This is a genomic window from Pantoea sp. CFCC18179 (genome assembly GCF_059412405.1).
Genome location: NZ_JBNBPM010000020.1, coordinates 1 through 20,116, shown reverse-complemented (window position 1 = coordinate 20,116; position 20,116 = coordinate 1). Strand labels below are relative to the sequence as shown.

Genomic DNA, 20,116 nt, shown 5'->3' with positions numbered 1-20,116 from the left:
GCGACCGTCGCTCAGGTGATACCAGACGGGTTTCGCGGGAGCCGGCTGCGCGTCTGCAACAGGTGAACGCTGTGCCGGCTCACTTTCCTGTTCAGCGGGCGCGTCNGTGGCCCACGTCCACGCGGCGACCGTCGCTCAGGTGATACCAGACGGGTTTCGCGGGAGCCGGCTGCGCGTCTGCAACAGGTGAACGCTGTGCCGGCTCACTTTCCTGTTCAGCGGGCGCGTCTGCACCCGCTTTCGCCTGCTCCAGGCGGGCAATGTCGTCAATCGTGCTGGCCGAGGCCAGCACCGGCGCAAGCATCAGCAGTACGGCAAAAAGTTTTGAAATCATGGTTAATCCTCGGGCTGGAAGTCGGTAACGATGTTGAGCATGCGGCGCGCCAGGTCGTCCTGGGTGATAAAGCCGTAGGCCAGCGGCTGGTATTTCTTCGTGCGCGGCTCGACCAGGTAGATGGCCGGGAAGTGTTCTATCTTCATCTTCTCCGCCTGCCCGGCGTTCTGCCGGGTGTCCGGCAGGTCCGGGCTGGCGCGTCCGTCCACGGTCACCGGAATAACGGTCAGACCGTACTGCTCGCTGAATTCCTTCACCACCCCGCCCAGCCGGTTATCCAGCGGCTCGTTGCCTCGATAGAAGAAGAACACGCCATAGCGCTGGTTCACGTAGCGGATAGCTGCCTGCTGCTTCTGGCGCTGCTCGGTGTACTGGATGTTGGCGGTGCCGTTGTAGAACGGGTGTTTCAGGCTGTAGTCCAGCTCCGGGTTGTCCAGCAGCACTTTCTCCCAGCGCGAGGCGAACATGCTGGCCTGATTGACCATCCAGTCCTGCACGATTTTGTAGCGCCGGATGTTTTCGGTGGAGGGATGCAGCATCGCCTCGTTCATCAGGTTGTCGCGAAAGGCCTGCAGGCGTTTCATCTTCTGCGTGGGCGTCTCCTGCGGCGCGGCGGGCGTCGGCGCCGGCTGTTCTTCTTCGTCCTTTTTTACCGGCTCGTTGTACCAGTACCAGCCGACCGCCGGGTCATAGTTGTAGCCGTCGGGCTTTTTTTCCTCTGCCGCGTGCAGCGGCGATACCGCCAGCAGCAGCGCGAGGCCGATGAATTTTCTCACGCTTAATCTCCTGATTTGAGGCTGTTCTGGATGTCGGAGGTGATGCGCTGGTTCAGCGCGTCCTGGTCGGGCAGTTTGATGTTGCTGTTCAGGTCGTCGTAGAAGTCGCTGAAGTCAATGTGATCGAACTTAATGCCCTGCAGCTCGGCGACCTTTATTCCCCTGCAGTCCGGGCTTTCACCCGAGCCGAAGCTGATGCCCAGCTGGTCGCGCCGCCCCTGTTCCTGCACGATGCGGGCGAGCTTGCTGTCGAACACGCAGTAGCCCTCTTTCTGCTGCAGGCAGACCCCGAGCACCTTTTTCGAGCAGTATGACCCGACCTTCACGACCAGCTTTTTCTCCTTGCCGGTGCCGATCTCTTTTTCCTCAGTGTTGCAGTGCGCAAGCCCCGCGCTCTGACCCCAGCCGCCGCTTTTGCAGCAGTTGCTGAAGCCCGCCGCGCTTTTGCGGCAGGCCATTGCCTTACCCGTAAACGCCGTCACCTGGTTCGGGTCCATGCCCGCGAAGTCCTTGCCCGCGGCCGCGAGCGCGGCCAGCTGCGATACCGCCATTTCAAAGTTCTGGTTCTGGCCCGCCTGCATCGCCGAGCAGCTGCCGTCCGAGCAGTAGAACTCCGAGCCACACACGTAGCCGGTGCTTTTCACGGTGTGCGCACACTGGTAGGTCAGCTTGCTGTAAACGCAGAGGTTGCCAATTTTCTGGGTGCAGGTGCGGGTGCCTTCGCTGCAGTTCGGATCGTCGATGTACGCCTGACAGGTGTTGGTGTCGTCTTCGAACACGTTCCACTGGGTGGTGTAGCCCCAGCAGTCGCTGTAGAGGCTGTAGGCCTTGCCGCCGACTGTCACCGAGCGGGTGCCGCCCGGGTCGCTGCAGACCTCGCTCATCTTCACCGCGTCGCCCATGTCTGCCGGGCAGCTGTTAGTCCATTCGATGCTCGCCGTGACCGTGTCGCGTACTGCCTGCATCGGCAGCGTCACGCGAAAAACGTTGGTGCCGTTAGCAATCGTTCTGATCAGCCCGTCCCGCGCGCTGCCTTTGTTGCCGTCAGTGTCGTAAAGCACAAACAGAGAAACCGTCTGCCCTTTCGTCACTTTCTGCGTCGCGATACCAAAATCCCCGTTCCGGTTCGGCTTGGCCTTCACCGTCGTGCCAAACGCCTGAATGTAGTACCAGAGGCGATTGCCCGACTCCCCATGATACGAGGGTGCTCGCGGGTATTCATACGCCCAGACCCCGCTGCTGATAGTGCCGTCTTCAGGAACCGTGAAGTCATAACGTATCCAGAAGTTATCAACCGGCACCGCCGTCGAGCTGCCGGCATTTAGAACCAGCTGCGTGCTGTACTCCTCATACGATCCGGTCGTCACGATGGTGGCCTTGCGCGTGCAAGATTGAGTTAGCGGAGTGGCCATTTCACAGCTGTGTGTGGTGTAGGTGGTTTTGTTCAGCTCCTGTGCCACGCACTGGCTGCCGTTCACGCCGGTGATGGCGTTGGCGTTTTCACGGATCTCGTCGCTGTACTTCATCATGTCAGAGTCGTAGCTGAGCTTGTCCGCCGGGTTATTCACGTAGGATTCGCGCGCGGTCTGGCCTAAATCAGACTCGCTCAGCTCCGTCTGCCCTTTCACGTCAATGTTCGATGACGTCTGGGTCGGTCCGCTGTAGTAGCCGCGCTGCGGCGCGTCTGAGCTGTAGTTGTCGAAGTAGCCGTTCGGATCGGCGCTGGTCGTGCCGTCTGCGGATTTACCGGCGTTAATGCCTTCCTGGTTGGAAGCGTCCATCGACGCCGCCAGAACGCTGGCCGACAGGCAGGTTAGCAGCAGCCCCTGCAGCAGGGAGCGAGTGGCTTTTTTCATAAGAGGTTCCGGAAAGGTTAAGAAAGCCCGCCGCAGCGGGCAGCGGGGCCGGTCAGGGCTTTTTGCGGCAGTCGCCGCGCGTCTCGATCATGCTCAGCGCCTGATTCAGCGCGACGTTGCCGTACACGATGTCGAAGTGGTCGCCACACTTCTTCACCAGCGCCGGCACCTGCTTCACGCCGTAGCGCTCAAAGCGCACCGGATCTATCTGCACGCCGCGCACCTTATAGGTGCTGACCATGTACATCATGTACTTCGCGGTCTGCTCCATGCTGTCGCCGACCAGCCCCCGGAAATACACCGGAATGTCCCGGGCTTCGGCCGCCTTCATCAGAATGGCCATCTCCTTTTCGGGTACTGACGCGGACAGGAAATAGGCCGTCTCGTTTTCCGTACTGCCGACCTGCGTGCCCTGCGGCGCGTCCTCCGCCTGCGCGGCCATCGCCGCCGTCAGCCCGGCGGCAATCAGCAGCGTGTTGCGTGTTTTCCTCATGTGTCCTCGCTTAAAGCACAACGCAGTTGCGCTTTTTCCAGATGAGATAGCCATAGTTCTTTTTGGTAGTGGGCATTTCCTTACCGGTCTGCCACAGCATCACGTTGCGCCCGAAGGGATGACAGGACGCCACGTCCGGGATGGTGTTCACCATCTGATAGCGGTAGCGACTTTTCGGCATGATTGCGGACGGATACTCGTAGCAGACGGCAGTGTTCTGCGGCACGGTATCCAGGATGAGCCCTTCGCGGTGCAGCTTGAAGTCCATACGCTCGGAGAGCAGCGCCCCGCTGTTGAGCCCGCTCGACTCGTTCACGATGTTGCCCGTGAACGGGTACATCGAGCCGTGCGAGCCCGCGCACCAGAACAGCGCATCAATCGGTTTGCTCACGCCCGCCGCCACCGCGTCCGCCGCGCAGGCCATCTGCGCCACCGGGTTCGCAAACAGCATCACCTCCGGGTTCAGGAACAGCGCCAGGTTGTCGTTCTGCCAGGTGGGGTCCAGCTCCGACAGGTAGCCGATGTCATACTCCCCGCCCTGCATGCACATCTCCGAGGTAATAATGTTGAGCCAGGAGATCAGCGGATACTTGTACCAGTGGACGTGATAGAAGGTGCCCGGGTGCTCGTTCGCCGTTTTCGTGCCGGTGCCGGTGCCGGTGTTCGGGATGTTGATGTTGAAGCCGCCCATGTTCACCATGCAGCCGGGCGAGCGCGTCACGTCAGTCATCGCAAACGGCTCCCAGAAGCCAATCGCGATGCCCGGGCGCTCAAAAATGGGCGGCGGCGCCGGGCAGAACTGAATGGGCGATGACGGGTTTTCGGTATCCGGCAGCGATCCGGCCGACACCTGCACGCTGCCAATGCTCATCGGGAACAGGCACTCCCAGCACACGTCGGTGATGGGGTTAACCCAGCGCCCCTCGCAGGTCAGGGATGTCTTGCCGTTGTCAGCGGCAAGCGCCGGCTGGCAGACCCACACCGCGAGCGCCAGTAAAACCGTGCGCCAGGCCATATCAGCCTCCTTTCTTCACGCCGCCGCGCGCTTTTTCTACTGCAGCCTGTAGCCCCTGCAGAGTTGTCGCACCCGGGATAACGCTGACGTTCTCAGCGGTTGCCCCCGTCACCGGCATGACGAAGAAGGCGGGCGTGCCCTGAATGCCGAGGCTGCGGGCCAGCTGATTGTTTTTCTCCAGCGCCGCGCCCATTGCCTCGACCTCTTCTTTCGGCGTCGTGGTCACGCCCGCCTTCACCGCCGCCTGGCGGATGTCTTCATCCAGCAGCTTCCCTTCGTTGTGGCCGGTCTCGTAGAGCGCGGCGTGGTAACGGTGATACGCCTCTGCGCCGCCTTTCCTGTACACAGACAGGCCAACTTTCGCCGCCTGTACCGACGCGGGCCAGCGGCTGCCGAAGATTGGCCATTCCTTATAAATGAAGCGCACGTTCGGATTCTGGCTGATGAACTGCTCCACGGTCGGGGCGACCTTCGCGCAGAAGATGCACTGGTAGTCAAAGAACTGGATGACCGCGACGTCGCCCTTCGGGTGCAGCACCGGTGAGGCTGGATCGTTCAGCAGCGCGTCCTGCTCCTTCAGCGCTGCGCCGGCGGCGGAGGCCATTTGTTTCTCCTGCGATTGCGCCTGCAGCTTCTGGCTCATCTCGATCAGGATTTCCGGGTGGGCCCGCAGGTAGTCCGCTGCAATCTCGCCGATCTGTGCCTTCTGCGTATCGCTGAAGGCGTCGTCAGCGGCAATCGCGTGCCCGGTCAGGCTCAGCGTCAGGGCGGCGGCGAGGATGTGTTTTTTCATGTCTGGCTCCGTTAGCGGTCGGGAAGACCGAATTCAGTAATAAGGAAGAGTTTTTGTCCGGGCGCCTGCTTTACCTCCGCAGGCACCTGCGTGATGCCGAACTTTTTCGTGATGTTGCCGGTCTGGTCGAAGTAGACCCGGCCGCCGAGGGCCTCTGCGCTGTCGCGCACATTACCGTTGACCAGGATGACGCGGGACGTCGTGGTGTGCGGCACCTGCTGCTTCATCCAGGCAATCTGCCGGTCGTCGTCGGCATCGATGAAGTACAGCGTCTCGTCAAATACCGGGATGACGTCAAACGGGTTCACCACCTGGCCTTTATGCGCGAACACCACGCCGTTCTGGTCAGCAATGTCGCGCTGAACCGTGAACGACGGATCAAACAGGCGGCTGTGCGTCTCGCGCGCGGTAGTGAGTCCGGCCACCGGCGGCGGGCGCATCGCCTCGTCTTCGGCCTTTTTCTGCATTTCCCGCTCAATGTCGGCCTGCGACCGGCCGTCAAAGTGCTGCTTCAGGTTGTCTTTCAGGACCGCGATCAGGTTGCGCTCGCGGACGTCCCAGGTATCGCCGTACGTGCCCAGCTCAGCCGCGCCCGCCTGCAGGCTGAGCGTGGCGAGCAGCGCGCCGGCGGCCAGGCGCGCCAGCGGAGTTGCATGTGTCATCGGGAAACTTCCGGTTGGGGTGATCGGACAGGGTTACTGCTGCGGGTTACCGGCCTTCATCAGTTCAGCGAGCCGCGCCTGAATCTCCGGCGTGGCGTCCGGCAGGCCGGTGACTACGGCAGGGCTCACCAGAATGGCCGTACCGTGTTCGCTGGCATATTCCGCCGTAGCGGTGGTGACGCTGCGGTCAAAGCGGGTCAGCAGCGCCTTACGCTGATCGTCGTTCAGGTCAAGCTTCGCGGTCTGCCGGATAAGCGCATTGGTCGTGCCCTTCATGTCAAAGGTGACCAGCATCGGCGGCTTCAGCCAGAGGAACCATGCGGCCGCACACGCGCCCACGCTCAGCGCAACCGACAGGCCGCAGCCCGCCACAAGGTGTTTTGTATTCAAAGTTGCATCTCCCGCAGCATGTGGATGATGTCGCGCTTGTGCGCATCGTTATCGGCCATCTCAAACAGGATGTCCTTGATGTCCGCGCCCTCGCGCAGACGTTTCTCGCGGTAGGTAAAGTCCTCGCCTTTGGAGGAAAAAAGCCCGTCGCTCAGCGGATCGAGAATGAGTCGGTGGAAACTGGAAAACTCACCCACGCTCAGCAGGAACGAGCTGTAGCGCGCCTTTTTCGCTGGCGGGAACTTCCTGATCATCTCCCACTCCAGCTCGTTGAACGCGTGCGGCTCCTCCTTCTGGAAGGTGGTAAACGACTTGGCGTCCTGCATACAGGTGAACTTGAACGAGCTGTTGTCGTAGGCCGCGAGCGCCGCCGTGGACAGGTTTTTATCGCGTATCGCCTGGGTCACCGTGCCGTAAGAGCCGTTATGACGGCGGGCGGTGCGGTAGCCCTCCTCAATGAAGTCCTTGATTTTGGTACTGGAGCCGCCGAGCAGCTTCCAGCCCTCGTCAATGATGTTCATCTTTCGCATGCTGCGGGGCGTGGTGTACATCATGTTCTCGTTCCAGATCATGATGCTGAACAGCACCGCAGACAGCAGGTCCTGCTGCTTGCGCAGGTCGCCCAGTTCGGTGACCACAAACTGCAGATCAGGCTTCAGGGTCGGCTCGGACGAATTAAAGAACCGGCCATAGATCCCTTTCGTACTGTACTTGCCGAGCAGGGTCGTGATTTCGTCAATGCGCCCGCCAATCAGTGAGGAGTGTTCGCGGCTAATGGCGGCCTGCCTCTTCTTCAGGTAGTCAATGACGTGGTCAATACGCATGTCCTGCTCATAAGTCGGCCACGATTCGGTGATCGCCTCCAGGATCATGGACTCGTGCACCTCGTCCAGCAGGCCGTTGGGGCTCGCCAGAATGCACAGCTGATCGCGGATGCGCTCGGCGGCGAGCGTAATGTCCGTGACGTTCGCAAACGGGTTGAAGCGCAGGGAATCACCGTTAATGTAGGTGCCACCAAGGCTGCTGCACGCCGCCTTGTAGGAGTCCCCGATGTCCTGCACCGCCACCGTCCCGCCCTTGTCCAGCACCGATCGCGCTATCGAGTTCGCCAGTACCGACTTACCCGCGCCGGATGTGCCGGACATAAACCAGTTGAAGTTGGTATTCGGCAGGCTCTCGTCAAACACATCGATAAACGCGACCTGGTTGCGGTAGCTCGGAATAAGAATGCCCGAGGCGCACAGCTTGTTGTCGCCGATGACCGGCATCAGGTTCACCGCGTGAAACGACTCCGAGCGCTGAATGCCGCCGGTCTTGCGGCAGTCGTCACGCAGCTTTTTATTCACCATCGCAAACGGCAGCGTGGCCAGCAGGTTGCGCAGCTGCATAAAGTCAGCGCGCACGAAGCGCAGCCCCTGCGCGGCGAAGGCGTTGCGCGTCTTTTCGGTGTAGCGAGAAGTCAGGTCATCGTCGTCCGGGCAGAACAGCGTGATGCCGTAGAAGTAGCTCGTGAGCGACGTCTGATTCGACAGCAGCCGCGCGCGGGCATCTTTCCACTCTGCGTGCTGGCGCGTCGTTGACGGAATGTACTTGGCGTAACTGGTGTTCACGCGCGAGTCCAGCGACAGGAAGCGGCTGTTTGCCTCCCCCTGGCTTTTCATCTGTTCTTCGGTGGTCAGCACCATCGTGCAGATAAACGGGCAGGGAATGCCGTTGGTCGGGGACATCAGGTCCTGAATGATGTTGCCGTTCTGCCACAGAAAGTGCTCCTGCGGGTTGCGATCGAGGTTCAGGTTTACCATGCGCGCAGCAAACGGCTTATTCTTCGCGTCGCTGCCCTCAATCCGGATGTGCGAGGGTTTCACCCGCCAGGACGTGGTGCGGTCCACAAACTGCGTGCTGAGGTCGGCCGCCGGATCGTACTCGCTGTCGTAGCGCTCAAGCCGCGCCGGGTCGTGGTTGAAGAACTCGCGCAGCACGCTGCTGAACTCGCTCACGCCGATGGCAGTGGACCACAAGTCAGCGGCGTTGAGTGCGTTCAGCAGATTACGTCGCACGTCGCGCACACGGATCATGTCGGTTTCGCTCAGGTGCTTCACCGGCATGGCCCAGATAAAGAACAGGCGGTAGTCGCGCAGGGTCAGCGGATGGTCCAGGCCGTTGTTGTAGGTGAAACGCGCACCGTTCAGGAAGAAGCGCGCGGTCACATCGTTGCATTCGTCCGCCCGGTGCCCCTTCCAGGCGAAGTTTTTCAGCCCCTGCTCGACTTGCTCTTTCACCGCCCGGGAAGAAACCAGCATCACCTGAAGCGGAACGTCGCGAGGGGCGACGTCGCGCAGCAAATACTCCAGACTTTCGGCCAGCTTCTCGTTGGCGCCAATCAGCGGCTGGCTCTCCACCACGAATCCCACCGACTCCTTGTTAACCCAGATCTGGCTTTCAGAGTCATAATCCTTGTAGGGCAGCAGGTCGCGAATATGCGGGTAGTCCATGTCCTGCAGCTTCTGGCGCGTCTCGTTCGTTGTGTCCCGCTCGCCCAGAATGCCCGCCACCGTTTCCACCACGTTCAGCGGGTCAAAGCGGAAGCCTTTCAGAAATTTCATGCGGACCTCACATCAGAATGCCGCTCCAGTCGCCGTGACTGGAGACGCTGTAGATGACCTCGCCCATGTGGACGTTGTTGTCGGGGGAGACGTAAGGCGCTATCCAGATGCGCGCCACGCCGTCAGGACGGCGGAACGCGGCAGCAGGTTCCGGAAAGCAGTGCGCCGCGCTGCAGTACGCGGTCTGCCGCGTGTCGGTGCGCAGCACGCCGTTTTCTCGGGTGAACGGGCGGACCTCGCCGGATGACGCCACGCGCACCGGGATACCGTCGCTCAGGCCGCTGCGCCGCGCCTGCGCATCGGTCTGCGGGTCCAGGCGGATGGTGCCGGTATCAATCAGGCGGTAGTCGTCCAGCCGAATGCCTGCGCCGGTAAATCCGTTCGGTGCAGCCGCTGCCGGCGCGTTACCGCTGCTGCCGGCGGACATATCGTCGGCCTGCGACATCCAGACGCCGGAATCCTTTGCCGGCTTGTCGAACTCAAAGTCGCCGTTCATGCCCGCGCAGCCGCTCAACATGACGGCCAGCGCGCTGATGATAAAAGAGTGAGCTTTAGTCATGGTGCTCTCCGTCTGCGTGTTGGTTGAGAAGGTCTTTCATGAGTGTCATGGCCAGCGCGGTTTTTCCCGCCCCGGTTTTGCCCGTTATCAGAAAATGACCAGCAGGAGACTGGTCATCAGCAGGCTGTGTAGTGCTTACATCTGTCGAGTTATTCATGATGTTCTCCGCCGGCGCTACCGGATGACAGCGCGTCGATTTCGGTAAAGTCGATAAAGAGGTCGCCGTTTTTGCCGCTGGTCCCGAGCCGTGAGAGCATGCTCATGGCAAAAGCATCGCCGGGAGCGACCTCCAGCAGGCGGCGCAGCGTCTCCCCGAACAGGGCGACGTAGCCGTCGTCCGGGATGAGGCCGGGCTTGCAGTAGAGCTTCTTCACCCCGAACCCCAGCGCCTGCAGGCCCGGGATGCGCGCGTCGGCCTCACGCCCGAAGCAGTTCACCGTCCGTTCGGTAAAAACCATCCAGCCGCAGTGCTCTGCGTGACGAAGCCGGATTTTTTCAGCCGTCATTGCGCCACGCCCTGTGGAGTCATGCTCTTCGCCTGCCCGCCACTGGTCGGGGTCACGAAGTCATTCATGTTGAGGCGGGTCGCGTCGCCGAGCTTGCCCACGAGATCCGGCGGCAGGCCGCTGTTGCCCTGCTCGCGGGTCTGTGTGTCCTGCTGCTGCCCGCCTGAACGCTGCTGCTCTTTCGCAAGCTTCGCGGCTTCTTCATCCTCAATGAACTTCGCGCGGAAGCCTTCGATAAACACCACCTCTACGCGGTTCGCCGCGCCAATCGGGATAATCGGGTGATACTGCTCGGCCCGCTCGATGTAGTAGTCGGCCAGCTTGTCCGCCGCCTTGCCCACGCCACCGCCCACAGCGCCGCGCGCCACATCTCCGCCGCTGACCGTGCTGGTTGCGCCGATGCCGGTGACCGTCTGGCCTACCTGCGAGGCGCTCTGACCGAGACCGCCCAACGCCCCTGCGGTGAAGGCCAGCCCCAGAATCTTGCCGTTGCGCATCACCGGCACGCCCTTAATGCCGTTCTTGCCGTAGAAGGCAACGTGCCCCTTCACTGCCTGATCGACGTGCTTGCCGTCGATGATGCAGGAGAGGCGCTGCAGCTGAACAATGGCGCGCTCGCTGGAGATGTCGCCGTAGGCCGCTGCCGTCACGAAGCAGTTATCCAGCTGCCCCATTTTGTTGTTACCCGGCATGTGCGCCCGGCCCTTGAGCTTGAACTGCATCGGCACCAGGTTGTTCTCACCGCGCACCGAGGCGTTGGCGTCGGCCCCCTCTATCACGATGGCATCAGAGAACGTGCCGGTCGGGACCCAGAACGAGGTGTCTTTCGCTTTGGGCTCAAACTGCGAGTAGTCAAACGTCTGGTTATCGATCTGTCCGGTCTGCACCGGCGCGGGTGCAAAGGTGTATTCCGTACGCGGCGGCGTATAACCGGCACCCTGCTGTGCCCCCTGTTGCGCGCCCTGCTGTGCCTGTTGTCCGGCGGGGGGCGTTTTTGGCTGGTTCTGCTGATTTTTCAGCTGATCCATCAGGTCGCTGACGTTCTGCTGCAGCGACTTGTTGTTGTTCATCACGTCGGACATCTGGTCTTTCAGCGACTTGAAGTCTTTCTGCATGGAGGAAAGCTGTTCCCGCGCCTCTTTCTCCCGGTTCTGCGCGCTCACCAGTAGCGAGCCCTGCCCGGAGCCGTCAAAAGCGTTGACCACACCCCCGCCGGTCAGATCCGGCTCGGCGGTGGCACGGTCGGGTTTACTTTCATGCCCCCCGCTCTTTCCGGTTGCGCCCCGGTTCGCAAGGTACAGGCCGCCGATGATGACGACAGCGGCGGCGAGGATGATGCCAAACAGCCTGCGCTGTTTGCTGCGGACCAGGCTGTTAAGGTTCATCCGGGCCTCCTTTCGTACGGAATACCGTTACGACCGAAACCTTTGCCCCCGGCTCCAGCACGTCAAGCTGCGGGTGAAACGCCACCGCCATCACGCCCGGACTCCAGAAGTAGCGCTCGCTCAGTCGAATGCGCTGCGAGGAGAGGCTGGTGATGTCCGTGCGCACGATGCGTACCCGGTCGCCCTGCCAGGCGGTCACCGGGCGCAGCGCAAACGCGCTTTTCACCGACTCGCTCACCGGCACGTCGGTGTTTTTACTCAGCACGTAGCCTGCCGGCTTGCGGTTTGTGATGAATCTTCCCACCAGGCCGCTGATAAGCGCGCTGTAGGTGTCCTGCTTCTGTTCGTACTCCCGCGCCTCTTCCGTGCCCTTCACCTCGCGGTTATCTACAGTCAGGCTCAGGCCTGCGCGCTTGCCCGGCGTCGCCTGCACAGAGAAGGCAAACCCGGACGCGGTCTGTACGAACATGGTGAACGGCTTGTCGGTCACGGTGGAAAACACAACCGCGCCTTCCGGCGTCGGGGATTTGGCGCTCAGCACGCCCTGCGCCGCCTGTACGCTGAGGATGCGGTCATCGTTCACGCGCAGGTAGTTCGGATTGATGTTACTCACCGCCGCATTGACGCGGGCACCAGGATTGAGCGTCAGCTGTTCAGCGCGGGCGCCGAACGCCGTCAGCAGCGCGACGGCGCTGATTAGCAGGGATTTACGCATCGGGAACCTCCAGGAAAGCGCTCCAGCAGAGACGGTTGTTTCGGGTGTCGGTGCGCAGCCGGTAGTGCTTCTTCACCGGCTTGCCGTCGTGCAGCCCGTAGCTCAGCTGCAGATCGCCGGTCACGTCCACGATGCCCTTGTCCGGCCAGACGCTGACGTCTCTGGGATAGAACACCGACCCGCCGCTGTTACCTTTAACGCGTGAGGCTTCGTCAGCCAGCACGCCTTTGAGTGATTTCTCCGCGCCATCGCAGGCGCCCGCCAGCAGCATTTCGTGGCTGGCCTCTGCGTTTTTGTCGGAGATGTTGAGGCGCAGATTCAGCCACGCCAGCGCCATCAGGCGCAGGTAGCGGGCGTCGCCGCGCTCGCCGGTGAAGCTGAACGGCGTGTCCGCGCCGTAGGGAACGATAATGGTCTGTTTGTTATTAAGGAGCTGATTCATCAGCGCCCGGTTATCACCGTAGATGCGCCAGCAGAGAAGGAGCGCAAGGATCGTGATAACGAGCAGCACCAGAATAGCCACGGCCATATTGCGGTTTCCCGCCGAACGCAGCTTTAATTCCATGTTGTCTCCGGAGGGGGATCAGGCGACCCAGTGCCGTTTGTAGCTGTCAGGCAGGATGCTGATAAAGAAGCGCATCACTGAGGTGGGCAGGCACCAGTACGCAAGGTTGAGAAGATACTGAGAACCGCGGCCTTTCTTGAGGTGACGTATTCCAACCACGGCGGCTAAAAGCGTGGGGCCAAAAATCCACATGTTGAGAAAAACTGCCAGCAGTGCCAGTGGCACATACAGGCAGAACTCATCAGGTGGCAGCCCCACGAACCGCTTCTGCTCGGAAAACGTAGCCGCATAGGTATACCGGTCACGTTTATCCATAAGCAGACGTTAAGCCGGGATGACGTTGAAGGCGACGTTCACGAAAACCAGCAGCGCGGCGATGCTGCCGAACAGTGCGAGGTTTTTGGTTTTGATGTAGGTGAAGGCGATGAATGCAATCTCAATCACATACAGGATATATACAACGGCTGAGTTGCCGCCGAACGTATCCGTAACATCAGTTTTTGCCCCTGCGAAGTAGTCCTGGGCGTGGGCTGGCATCACAGAAACAGCCAGGATCGCCAGTGCTGAGAGCAGCGCAGATTTGTTCATTTTCTTCCACGCTACCGCCCCTGCCTTGCGGCAGTAGTTTAAAGACGAAGAGAGAGAGCCCTTCATAGGTTTTTTCCTCAGTTAGGGATATAATGATCAGTCGGTTGAACTATCGTTTGTTTTTGCCTGTATGGCCTTAAGTCAAATTACTGACTTACCGGTTACTCTTCCTTTACAAATCTGTGGGATTGCTACAGATGCTTACGGTTTCTTAACCGGCTGACGTTTTTTTACGCTTCCGGATCGCACACTTCAATTTAAGTTATTGATCTTACTGATCAATTTAGCTTATCGTCATGCTAAGAAATTTCACTTAAGTTCCTAACTGATTGAATGAGAATAAGAAATCATGCGTGAAACTGCCGATTTGATTGTGCATGTCGCCGATCCGGCGGGCTTTGCGACTAAGATTTTTAGGACAAATCATGAGGCAGCCTTAACTGAACTGCTGAATGATGCCCTTCTGCATTACATGCGTGACCCGGGCTGGTTTGAGGTCACCCTCAGCGAAACCCGCTTTTATGCCTGCCAGCTGGTCACCATTCCTTTACTGGCATTTATAAAGAATCGCGTCTCTGTACGGCAGCTGCGTGCGGCAGCTGAACGCTCGCTTGCGCAGATAAGGGATTATTCAGACGTGCCTGACCCCGCCGCCTGGATAATGATTAATGCAGCATTCCTTTCTCCCCTTCCGTGCCCCGGCGTAAACCTGTGGCAGGCCCGTAAATTAAAAAACAGCCTTGATAAGGCAATATTTATAGAACCGGGCCAGACAATTAAAGCTGAAATTAAGCCTGCGCTGCCCGGCGCAAAAACTGCGCCCGCACCAAAGAAAGAAAGCACACCGAAAAAGACTGTCGCAATAAAATCCGGACCCGACGCAGATAAAATAATGGAACGCGTCATGATCGGCTGGCGCGTTAAAGATATATGCAAAGAACAGGGGTGTTCTGAATCCTATGTCTACAAGCTGATAAAACAGCGAAAGGGACACTCTGCGATGGATTACCGATGGAAGCAGTGGGAGCTGATTTCAGGCATGTACCACGCAGAGCCAAAGATGACACTGGAAGAAATAGAGAAAGCCTGCGGTGTATCACGCGCGGCCATTTACCAGGCCGTCAGAAAAATAGCTGAACGTGACGGAACAGAAATTAATCCCCGTGAACAAGAGAGAAAGCTGTCGCCTGATGACGTCGAGACTATAAAAATGAAATTAAGCAAGGGCGTGCTCAGGAAGCATATTCTTGCAGAATACGACATCACAACTGAAACGCTGATAAAATACGTCGGCACAAGCGAAGACTACAGACCTGTTCCGGAAGAAATAAAAGAGCATGCGGTTCGTTTACGTGTTCAGGGAAAAACGCTGCAGCAGACGTCTGATATTCTCGGAGTAACCGTCTCAACCGTAAAAGATGCATGGCGGGAAAAGAAAGACTTACCCGATATTCAGGAAAAACGCGTTAAGTACGATAACAGAAACGTGCTATCTAAACGCGACCGCGATCAGGCCGTCAACGCCGTTCTGCGGGACGGAATTACCCGTAAGCAGGTTTACACGCAGTATGGGATTAACGCGCTTACGCTGCGCCGCTATATCCGTGAAGCGCAGAAGAGAGAACTGGAAGCACTGCGGGAGAAAGAGTCTGATTCAAACAGTAAGGAAGAATGATAAACCGATGCGCCTGATACACCAGTGGGATGCATCAGGCGATGAATAATTATTTAAAGTATTCCTGCAATTTTCCTGCTACACGCTCATTTACTGCCTTCACCCACTCCGGGTCCAGAACCATTTCATTTTTTATGACCTTATCGGCATCAACTGTTTCTTTCTGAATACCAAATATAGCGTCAGTGATAAAGCCACTGACAAGCACATTTTTAGCGATAAATTCCAGCTTCTGATCAAGGGTCTTTTCAGAGGCATCTTTGTTTATTTTGTTTTCATAAACACGGAGGCCCAGCTTGAACATTTCCATCACAAACGCAGATCGGTTAGCAGTATCGCGAGACTCACCGTCTTCCAGCTTTTTATCAACGTGGGCATCAATCTTTTCCAGCAGTGAAAAAGGGATAGTAAGATTGACCCTGTTACGCTTAGCTGAATTTTCATCATTCATATTTTTTCTCTCTTTCATCTTAATTCACGGGGAGGAAGTTCACATCGGACCAGTCAGGGCGCAAGGTTTCAGGCATAGTTTTTCTGGTAACCATCAGGTAACAACCAGCCTAAAAAGGCGTAACCATCTGGAAACCAATGGCTGATTTCTCATTCTAACCTACTGATAATGTTAAAACAAACCATTAAGTAACCTTTAAAAAACCTTCAGGAATCCACGAGGTTACCAGATGGTAAGTGCGCTACTGCTCAAATAATCTACAATATCCAACTAACTCACTGATTTTAAATAATTTAATCAGCAAAAATAAATTTGCGAGTGGTGTGTAAAAACCTAACTCTTATGATATTATTGAGCCTGACATCTCCCCCGAACTTTTCAAACCAGGAGCCGCAATGCGTTTATTCACTCACGCTGCAGCCCTGCTGGCGACAGGCATTTTCTCCGCCAGCGTGAATGCGGACTGTTTTATTAAAGCCGGCGAATGGTATTCCATCGATCCGGACTATCTGCGCGCTATCGCCTGGCAGGAATCCCGCTATAACCCGGGGGCCATTAATACTAACCTGACAAAAGACGGTAAACCCGGCAGCAGTGATTACGGCCTCATGCAGATTAATTCGGAAACGATGCGGCGGCTGAAGAAGGAGTATCCCGGCCTCAGTAAAGAAAAGCTGCTCAGCGATCCGTGCCTGAACATTTATATCGGTGCGATGCTGCTGCGCCGTAATTTCAATCAGTACGGCACAACGTGGCTGGCGGTAGGGATGTACAACGCGGGAATGAAAAACAAGCCTGTCACCGTAACGAACCGCTATAACTATGCGATGCTGATTGACAAACATTATAAGGCCATCAAATCAGGCACAATCCCGCGAAAAGCTTTCAGCGGCTGAACAGATTTTGAAACTGACAAAGCGCGCAATGCATCTTTATCATTCTGCGCAGGGTTATTTTAAAGACAACAAAGAAGCCCGCGCGCAGAATTACCCTCCCCGGCTCAATGCCGGGAACGGGTAGCAGGAGAAACATCTCCTTTTTCTTACGTTACGCCTGTTCCCTGCATCGCACCGCTTTATATTTATCCGTCTCCGGTTCAATATTAGCGGCGGATAACAGGCAAAAAAAAGGGAACCAATTAGCTCCCCGATGACTGTTATTTTATTTCCGCAAGCGTTCGGTTTATCTCACCCTGCACGCCCTGATTGTGCCAGAAGTAATCGCGCCCGACCCTGTATAACTCGCCTGCGTTAAAGCGCGCCAGCGTAATTTCTTCGCCGTTCAGACTGCCGCTAAATTTTTCAGAAACCACATCGACCGCTTTTTGCTTCAGCCCGTCCGAATAATCCCGGTCGGTAAAAACGTAGCCCACGCCCCCATAAATGCGGTTAAAAGGAGAGGCACAGGAAACGGACATATCCTGCATGCCGTCAAAATAACTGTCTTTGTACTTGTCGGTTACGGATTTCACTTCTTCCTCTGTCGGCCCGTCAGTCCAGTTAACGCTTACGCTGTCATAGCTGCGCTTACGAACCGAGAATTTAACACCCGGGAATTTTGCCTTCAGCTCTTTGCGGATATTAGACGTCACCTGCACAGCGCCGTTTTTATCCTGCGAGAGCGCGGCATATTCCGGGGCCGTTTTTAAACGCTCGCACTCAGCTGCATAAAGGCGTTCTGCCTCCTCTTTTTCCTGCTGCTTACGGCGCTCTTCCGACTCGGCATGTTTTACAATGCGCGCCGTTTCTTCCCCGCTTTTTATTTCCGGGTATATGTTCCACTGTTTTCCATGCAGGATACTTTCAGGCAGTCCGCGAGATATTCCGCCGCTCTCAAACGCAATATCAAACGTGGCATTTCCGCCATAAGATACGCAGCCCGAAAGCGACCCGACTGATGCCGGTTTCTGCTCGCCGTGAACGCCGAACACCACGCCCCGTCCGCGATTGTAAAGAACTGTGCTGACAACCTGACCGATAACCACTGCCTGCGCATTGTGCATTTTCATTTCAGTTTTCCTTAAATCTGTTGAGACGAAAAAGCGGCCCGCCCTTCCAGGCCGCGCAACGTTTTCAGAAGGGGATCTCGTTCAGAGTGGTATCAGCGGCATCAGGAGTTACCTGATTTTCAGTCGCCGGGTTCAGGGCGTTTTCCAGTGAGATGATCCCACGCGCAACATCGCTTGCCTTGTAGAGGTCGAGTCCTGCCGCCATCGCCGCGTCAAAGTTATCGAGAAACTTCTGCACTTCCTCGCTCCGCACCTCTGACGCCCGGCGGACATACTTCTGGCGTACTTCCTGCCACGAATCCGTGCGGTAAAAAATCTGGCCACGGCTGGCAATCAGGTATCGCCCGGCGGCCTTTTCGCCCAGGTCATACAGCGCCGTCCTGCCTCCGCCTGAACTCGCCAGACACGGCAACGCAGTATGTCCGGCAGCCATCAGCGCGATGACATCTGTTTCATCAAGCAGCAGCACGTCCACGCCATAGCTGCCGTTTCGCGCCGGGTAGTGTTTCCCCTCTGACGGCGTGACCTTTTCGCCGTTTTCGCCCGTGACGTGCCAGCGCGTGCGCAGATCGTTTGCGCTGACGCAGATTTTTGGGCCGTTAACCCATGTTTTGGAAGATTCTGAAGCGGCGACGTTGACGTTTTGTGTGTGCATGCTGGTTCTCCTGTCAGGTGGTTAATTNAACCCATGTTTTGGAAGATTCTGAAGCGGCGACGTTGACGTTTTGTGTGTGCATGCTGGTTCTCCTGTCAGGTGGTTAATTCATGTTTCGGTTAGTTCCTCGCGGCAAAGGGCTGAGAAGCAACGGCAGGCAGCAGATACAAGGGCGCCGCAGGCGTGCACTTCACCCTTGTATCTGATGAATGACGGTGCTTTGATTCGCCCGCCGCGTGGGACGTACCGCAACATGACCACCGCGCCTGAGATGAGCAGGCACACACCCGACCGCAACGCGGGCGTCCTCAGCGGCCACGTCTTTTTGTGGCCAGTGAACGCGCGGGCGAAAGCCCGCTGCAGGGGTTGACCTGGCAGTTGCCATCAGACCCTAGCCGGCAGGCCCGAACCCCGAAGGGATTCGGCGGAGCTTACCGGCGCAGCCGGTTAGCGCAGTGGGGCTGACGACCCGGCAACGCCGGGGAGCCGGAGGGGGCCATCAGGCTGTTTATGCCGTTGACCTTCATGGACAGGAAACCGGAGAAGCAGCTGCAGCACAGCAGAACGGGGAGCATCAGGAAGCAGAGAGAGAAGACCGTGAGTCAGCGTCCCGGAGAGAGAAAGCGCAGGCGAAGGGAGAGAGACGGTGCGGCAGCACCGTCTTTTCCCGGCCCGCAGGGCCGCCCGCTTTTCAGGCGCGCTCAAAGCGGGCAGGATTTCTCCTGCTCCACTCTGTAGCCTGCCGGTATGATTTGCGATATCAGCAGTCGTGATAGTATTCAGCCAGGCGTGATTTAAGTGCGCCCTCTATACCTGACCATATTTCCTGACCGTTTTCGCCGAACAGCTCAAGCACCATTTCTTTTGTCAGCAGCCAGGCAGCGATCACTGCCGCAGGAATTTTCGGGCGTCGCGATGACCAGTCTGTGACGGCGCGGCTTACGTGATCGGCAATGTTCAGCGCCAGCCCGTGTACCAGCTCGTAACGCTCATTTTTTGTTGCCGGGCAGGTGCGCTCGATGAGACTGATCAGAAACGTCATATCGTCTGCCATGAATTTGGTAAGCCCGCGATTGTTTAGCCTGTCGCCCCACGTTCTACGCTCCGGGCGGACAAAAGCCGCCAGCGCGGCCATCACATCAGAATGTCCCTGCCAGGCGGCATCAACTACGCCCGCCTGCGTGGCTTCAGCCTTTGCGCGTAGCTGTCTCGCCGTTTCAAAGTTGTCCCAGCTACTTTCCTGTGCCGCTTCGCGCAGTAGCGCTTCTTTTTCTGCGGCGATGCGACTGATTTCTTCTTCACTGGTAACGTGTGAGTTCCACTTAAGGCCTGCTGCATCTGCCGTCAGCACCTTCCTGTTCTGCGCGTCCCTGATAACAATCAAGCGTGGCGAAAAACTTACCGGCCCCATATCCCTGCCAAAATCACTGTCCCAGTAGCACTCACCCTGCTCGCGCGGGTCCCACTCATCTTTAAGCCATGCTGCCGCCGCAATGTTCATTGCTTCTTCTACCGTCCAGGCGCGCCCCAGTTGTATACATCCATCCTGCCAGTATGTGCCATATACAGGATCATCCTCCGGGTACTCCATCTGCCCTAAGACATCCACGCTAAACCTAAACGGCTTAAGGCTTTCCATAACCTCAGCCTTGATGTCTGCTGCACTTGCCTGCATTTCTTTCAGCGTTGGCCATTCACCACGCGATAGCTCATGATCAGTCGCTTTGATCACTGCATCGACATCACGCACCATTTCGTACACCACAGGTGAACTGACAGCACCCATTTCTTCCAGCCGCTCAATTCTGTCCCGTGCAATCCAGGGTGCGTCATATTCCTCATCTGCGTCATCAGGCTCGATATCCAGCCGCGCAAGGGTACGAAAAAACAGCATATCGCCCTCAATTTTCGCAAGATCAATCAGTGCAGCTACTTTCTGCGAAAAATAAACGGATTCGGGGTTTTCAACCCATGTTTTGGAAGATTCTGAAGCGGCGACGTTGACGTTTTGTGTGTGCATGCTGGTTCTCCTGTCAGGTGGTTAATTCATGTTTCGGTTAGTTCCTCGCGGCAAAGGGCTGAGAAGC

22 protein-coding genes are annotated in these 20,116 nt (G+C 57.6%); 2 read left to right on the top strand and 20 right to left on the bottom strand.

The features are described 5' to 3' along the window. Positions 1 to 336 precede the first annotated feature (336 nt). Genes traF through ACPUC7_RS22890 form a run of 16 tightly spaced genes read right to left on the bottom strand, consistent with a single transcriptional unit; the run spans position 337 to position 13,306 of the window. Positions 337 to 1,110, bottom strand: coding sequence for a type-F conjugative transfer system pilin assembly protein TraF (gene traF, locus ACPUC7_RS22965; RefSeq protein ID WP_312119498.1), 774 nt, complete (start codon positions 1,108 to 1,110; stop codon positions 337 to 339). Positions 1,111 to 1,112: 2 nt separating this feature from the next. Beyond that, positions 1,113 to 2,966: a conjugal transfer protein TraN gene (locus ACPUC7_RS22960; protein ID WP_312119496.1), complete on the bottom strand. Its 1,854-nt coding sequence runs from the start codon at positions 2,964 to 2,966 to the stop codon at positions 1,113 to 1,115. 52 nt (positions 2,967 to 3,018) lie between these two features. Further along, positions 3,019 to 3,459 (bottom strand): type-F conjugative transfer system pilin assembly protein TrbC, encoded by a 441-nt coding sequence (trbC, locus tag ACPUC7_RS22955; RefSeq protein ID WP_233453748.1) that lies wholly within the window; start codon positions 3,457 to 3,459, stop codon positions 3,019 to 3,021. 10 nt (positions 3,460 to 3,469) lie between these two features. Then, on the bottom strand, positions 3,470 to 4,474 hold the full coding sequence (traU, locus tag ACPUC7_RS22950; protein ID WP_069729361.1) for a conjugal transfer pilus assembly protein TraU: 1,005 nt from the start codon (positions 4,472 to 4,474) through the stop codon (positions 3,470 to 3,472). A gap of 1 nt (position 4,475) precedes the next feature. Then, positions 4,476 to 5,267: a DsbA family protein gene (locus ACPUC7_RS22945; protein ID WP_312119492.1), complete on the bottom strand. Its 792-nt coding sequence runs from the start codon at positions 5,265 to 5,267 to the stop codon at positions 4,476 to 4,478. Positions 5,268 to 5,278: 11 nt separating this feature from the next. Next, complete coding sequence (gene traW, locus ACPUC7_RS22940; RefSeq protein WP_494924684.1) at positions 5,279 to 5,929, bottom strand: type-F conjugative transfer system protein TraW; 651 nt, start codon at positions 5,927 to 5,929, stop codon at positions 5,279 to 5,281. Positions 5,930 to 5,962: 33 nt separating this feature from the next. Continuing rightward, on the bottom strand, positions 5,963 to 6,319 hold the full coding sequence (locus ACPUC7_RS22935; RefSeq protein WP_203025697.1) for a TrbI F-type domain-containing protein: 357 nt from the start codon (positions 6,317 to 6,319) through the stop codon (positions 5,963 to 5,965). Next, positions 6,316 to 8,922, bottom strand: coding sequence for a type IV secretion system protein TraC (gene traC / locus ACPUC7_RS22930; RefSeq protein ID WP_312123363.1), 2,607 nt, complete (start codon positions 8,920 to 8,922; stop codon positions 6,316 to 6,318). Before traC ends, ACPUC7_RS22935 begins: the two co-directional genes overlap by 4 nt. A gap of 7 nt (positions 8,923 to 8,929) precedes the next feature. Further along, entirely contained in the window at positions 8,930 to 9,481 is a 552-nt protein-coding gene (gene traV, locus ACPUC7_RS22925) for a type IV conjugative transfer system lipoprotein TraV (RefSeq protein ID WP_494924683.1), read from the bottom strand. Next, positions 9,474 to 9,638 (bottom strand): hypothetical protein, encoded by a 165-nt coding sequence (locus ACPUC7_RS22920; protein ID WP_494924682.1) that lies wholly within the window; start codon positions 9,636 to 9,638, stop codon positions 9,474 to 9,476. The genes traV and ACPUC7_RS22920 overlap by 8 nt, the downstream gene beginning before the upstream one ends. Then, on the bottom strand, positions 9,631 to 9,987 hold the full coding sequence (locus ACPUC7_RS22915) for a hypothetical protein (protein ID WP_203025693.1): 357 nt from the start codon (positions 9,985 to 9,987) through the stop codon (positions 9,631 to 9,633). Before ACPUC7_RS22915 ends, ACPUC7_RS22920 begins: the two co-directional genes overlap by 8 nt. Continuing rightward, positions 9,984 to 11,372, bottom strand: coding sequence for a TrbI/VirB10 family protein (locus ACPUC7_RS22910; RefSeq protein WP_494924681.1), 1,389 nt, complete (start codon positions 11,370 to 11,372; stop codon positions 9,984 to 9,986). Before ACPUC7_RS22910 ends, ACPUC7_RS22915 begins: the two co-directional genes overlap by 4 nt. Further along, positions 11,362 to 12,087, bottom strand: coding sequence for a TraK domain-containing protein (locus ACPUC7_RS22905; RefSeq protein WP_494924680.1), 726 nt, complete (start codon positions 12,085 to 12,087; stop codon positions 11,362 to 11,364). Before ACPUC7_RS22905 ends, ACPUC7_RS22910 begins: the two co-directional genes overlap by 11 nt. Then, on the bottom strand, positions 12,080 to 12,652 hold the full coding sequence (locus ACPUC7_RS22900; RefSeq protein ID WP_039390119.1) for a TraE/TraK family type IV conjugative transfer system protein: 573 nt from the start codon (positions 12,650 to 12,652) through the stop codon (positions 12,080 to 12,082). The genes ACPUC7_RS22905 and ACPUC7_RS22900 overlap by 8 nt, the downstream gene beginning before the upstream one ends. 18 nt (positions 12,653 to 12,670) lie before the next feature. Next, complete coding sequence (gene traL / locus ACPUC7_RS22895) at positions 12,671 to 12,967, bottom strand: type IV conjugative transfer system protein TraL (RefSeq protein ID WP_039390120.1); 297 nt, start codon at positions 12,965 to 12,967, stop codon at positions 12,671 to 12,673. A gap of 9 nt (positions 12,968 to 12,976) precedes the next feature. Beyond that, positions 12,977 to 13,306, bottom strand: coding sequence for a type IV conjugative transfer system pilin TraA (locus ACPUC7_RS22890; RefSeq protein ID WP_203025690.1), 330 nt, complete (start codon positions 13,304 to 13,306; stop codon positions 12,977 to 12,979). A gap of 283 nt (positions 13,307 to 13,589) precedes the next feature. Here ACPUC7_RS22890 and ACPUC7_RS22885 point away from each other — a divergent pair, with 283 nt between their 5' ends. Continuing rightward, positions 13,590 to 14,915, top strand: a complete 1,326-nt coding sequence (locus ACPUC7_RS22885; protein WP_494924679.1) for a helix-turn-helix transcriptional regulator — start codon at positions 13,590 to 13,592, stop codon at positions 14,913 to 14,915. Between the two features lie 49 nt (positions 14,916 to 14,964). On the opposite strand, the gene ACPUC7_RS22880 is transcribed toward ACPUC7_RS22885, so the two are convergent. Then, positions 14,965 to 15,384, bottom strand: coding sequence for a relaxosome protein TraM (locus tag ACPUC7_RS22880; RefSeq protein WP_203025735.1), 420 nt, complete (start codon positions 15,382 to 15,384; stop codon positions 14,965 to 14,967). A 377-nt stretch (positions 15,385 to 15,761) separates the two neighbouring features. On the opposite strand from ACPUC7_RS22880, the gene ACPUC7_RS22875 reads away from it, so the two are divergent. Beyond that, positions 15,762 to 16,262: a lytic transglycosylase domain-containing protein gene (locus ACPUC7_RS22875; RefSeq protein WP_233988958.1), complete on the top strand. Its 501-nt coding sequence runs from the start codon at positions 15,762 to 15,764 to the stop codon at positions 16,260 to 16,262. A 260-nt stretch (positions 16,263 to 16,522) separates the two neighbouring features. Here ACPUC7_RS22875 and ACPUC7_RS22870 read toward each other — a convergent pair whose 3' ends face one another. The 3 genes from ACPUC7_RS22870 to ACPUC7_RS22860 all read right to left on the bottom strand — a co-directional run bounded on the left by ACPUC7_RS22870 (position 16,523) and on the right by ACPUC7_RS22860 (position 20,049). After that, a complete protein-coding gene (locus tag ACPUC7_RS22870; RefSeq protein ID WP_494924678.1) occupies positions 16,523 to 17,374 on the bottom strand; it encodes an LPD29 domain-containing protein in 852 nt (283 codons plus the stop codon). A gap of 64 nt (positions 17,375 to 17,438) precedes the next feature. After that, positions 17,439 to 18,029: a hypothetical protein gene (locus tag ACPUC7_RS22865; protein WP_494924677.1), complete on the bottom strand. Its 591-nt coding sequence runs from the start codon at positions 18,027 to 18,029 to the stop codon at positions 17,439 to 17,441. Positions 18,030 to 18,789: 760 nt separating this feature from the next. Beyond that, a complete protein-coding gene (locus ACPUC7_RS22860) occupies positions 18,790 to 20,049 on the bottom strand; it encodes a hypothetical protein (protein WP_494924676.1) in 1,260 nt (419 codons plus the stop codon). Positions 20,050 to 20,116 lie beyond the last annotated feature (67 nt).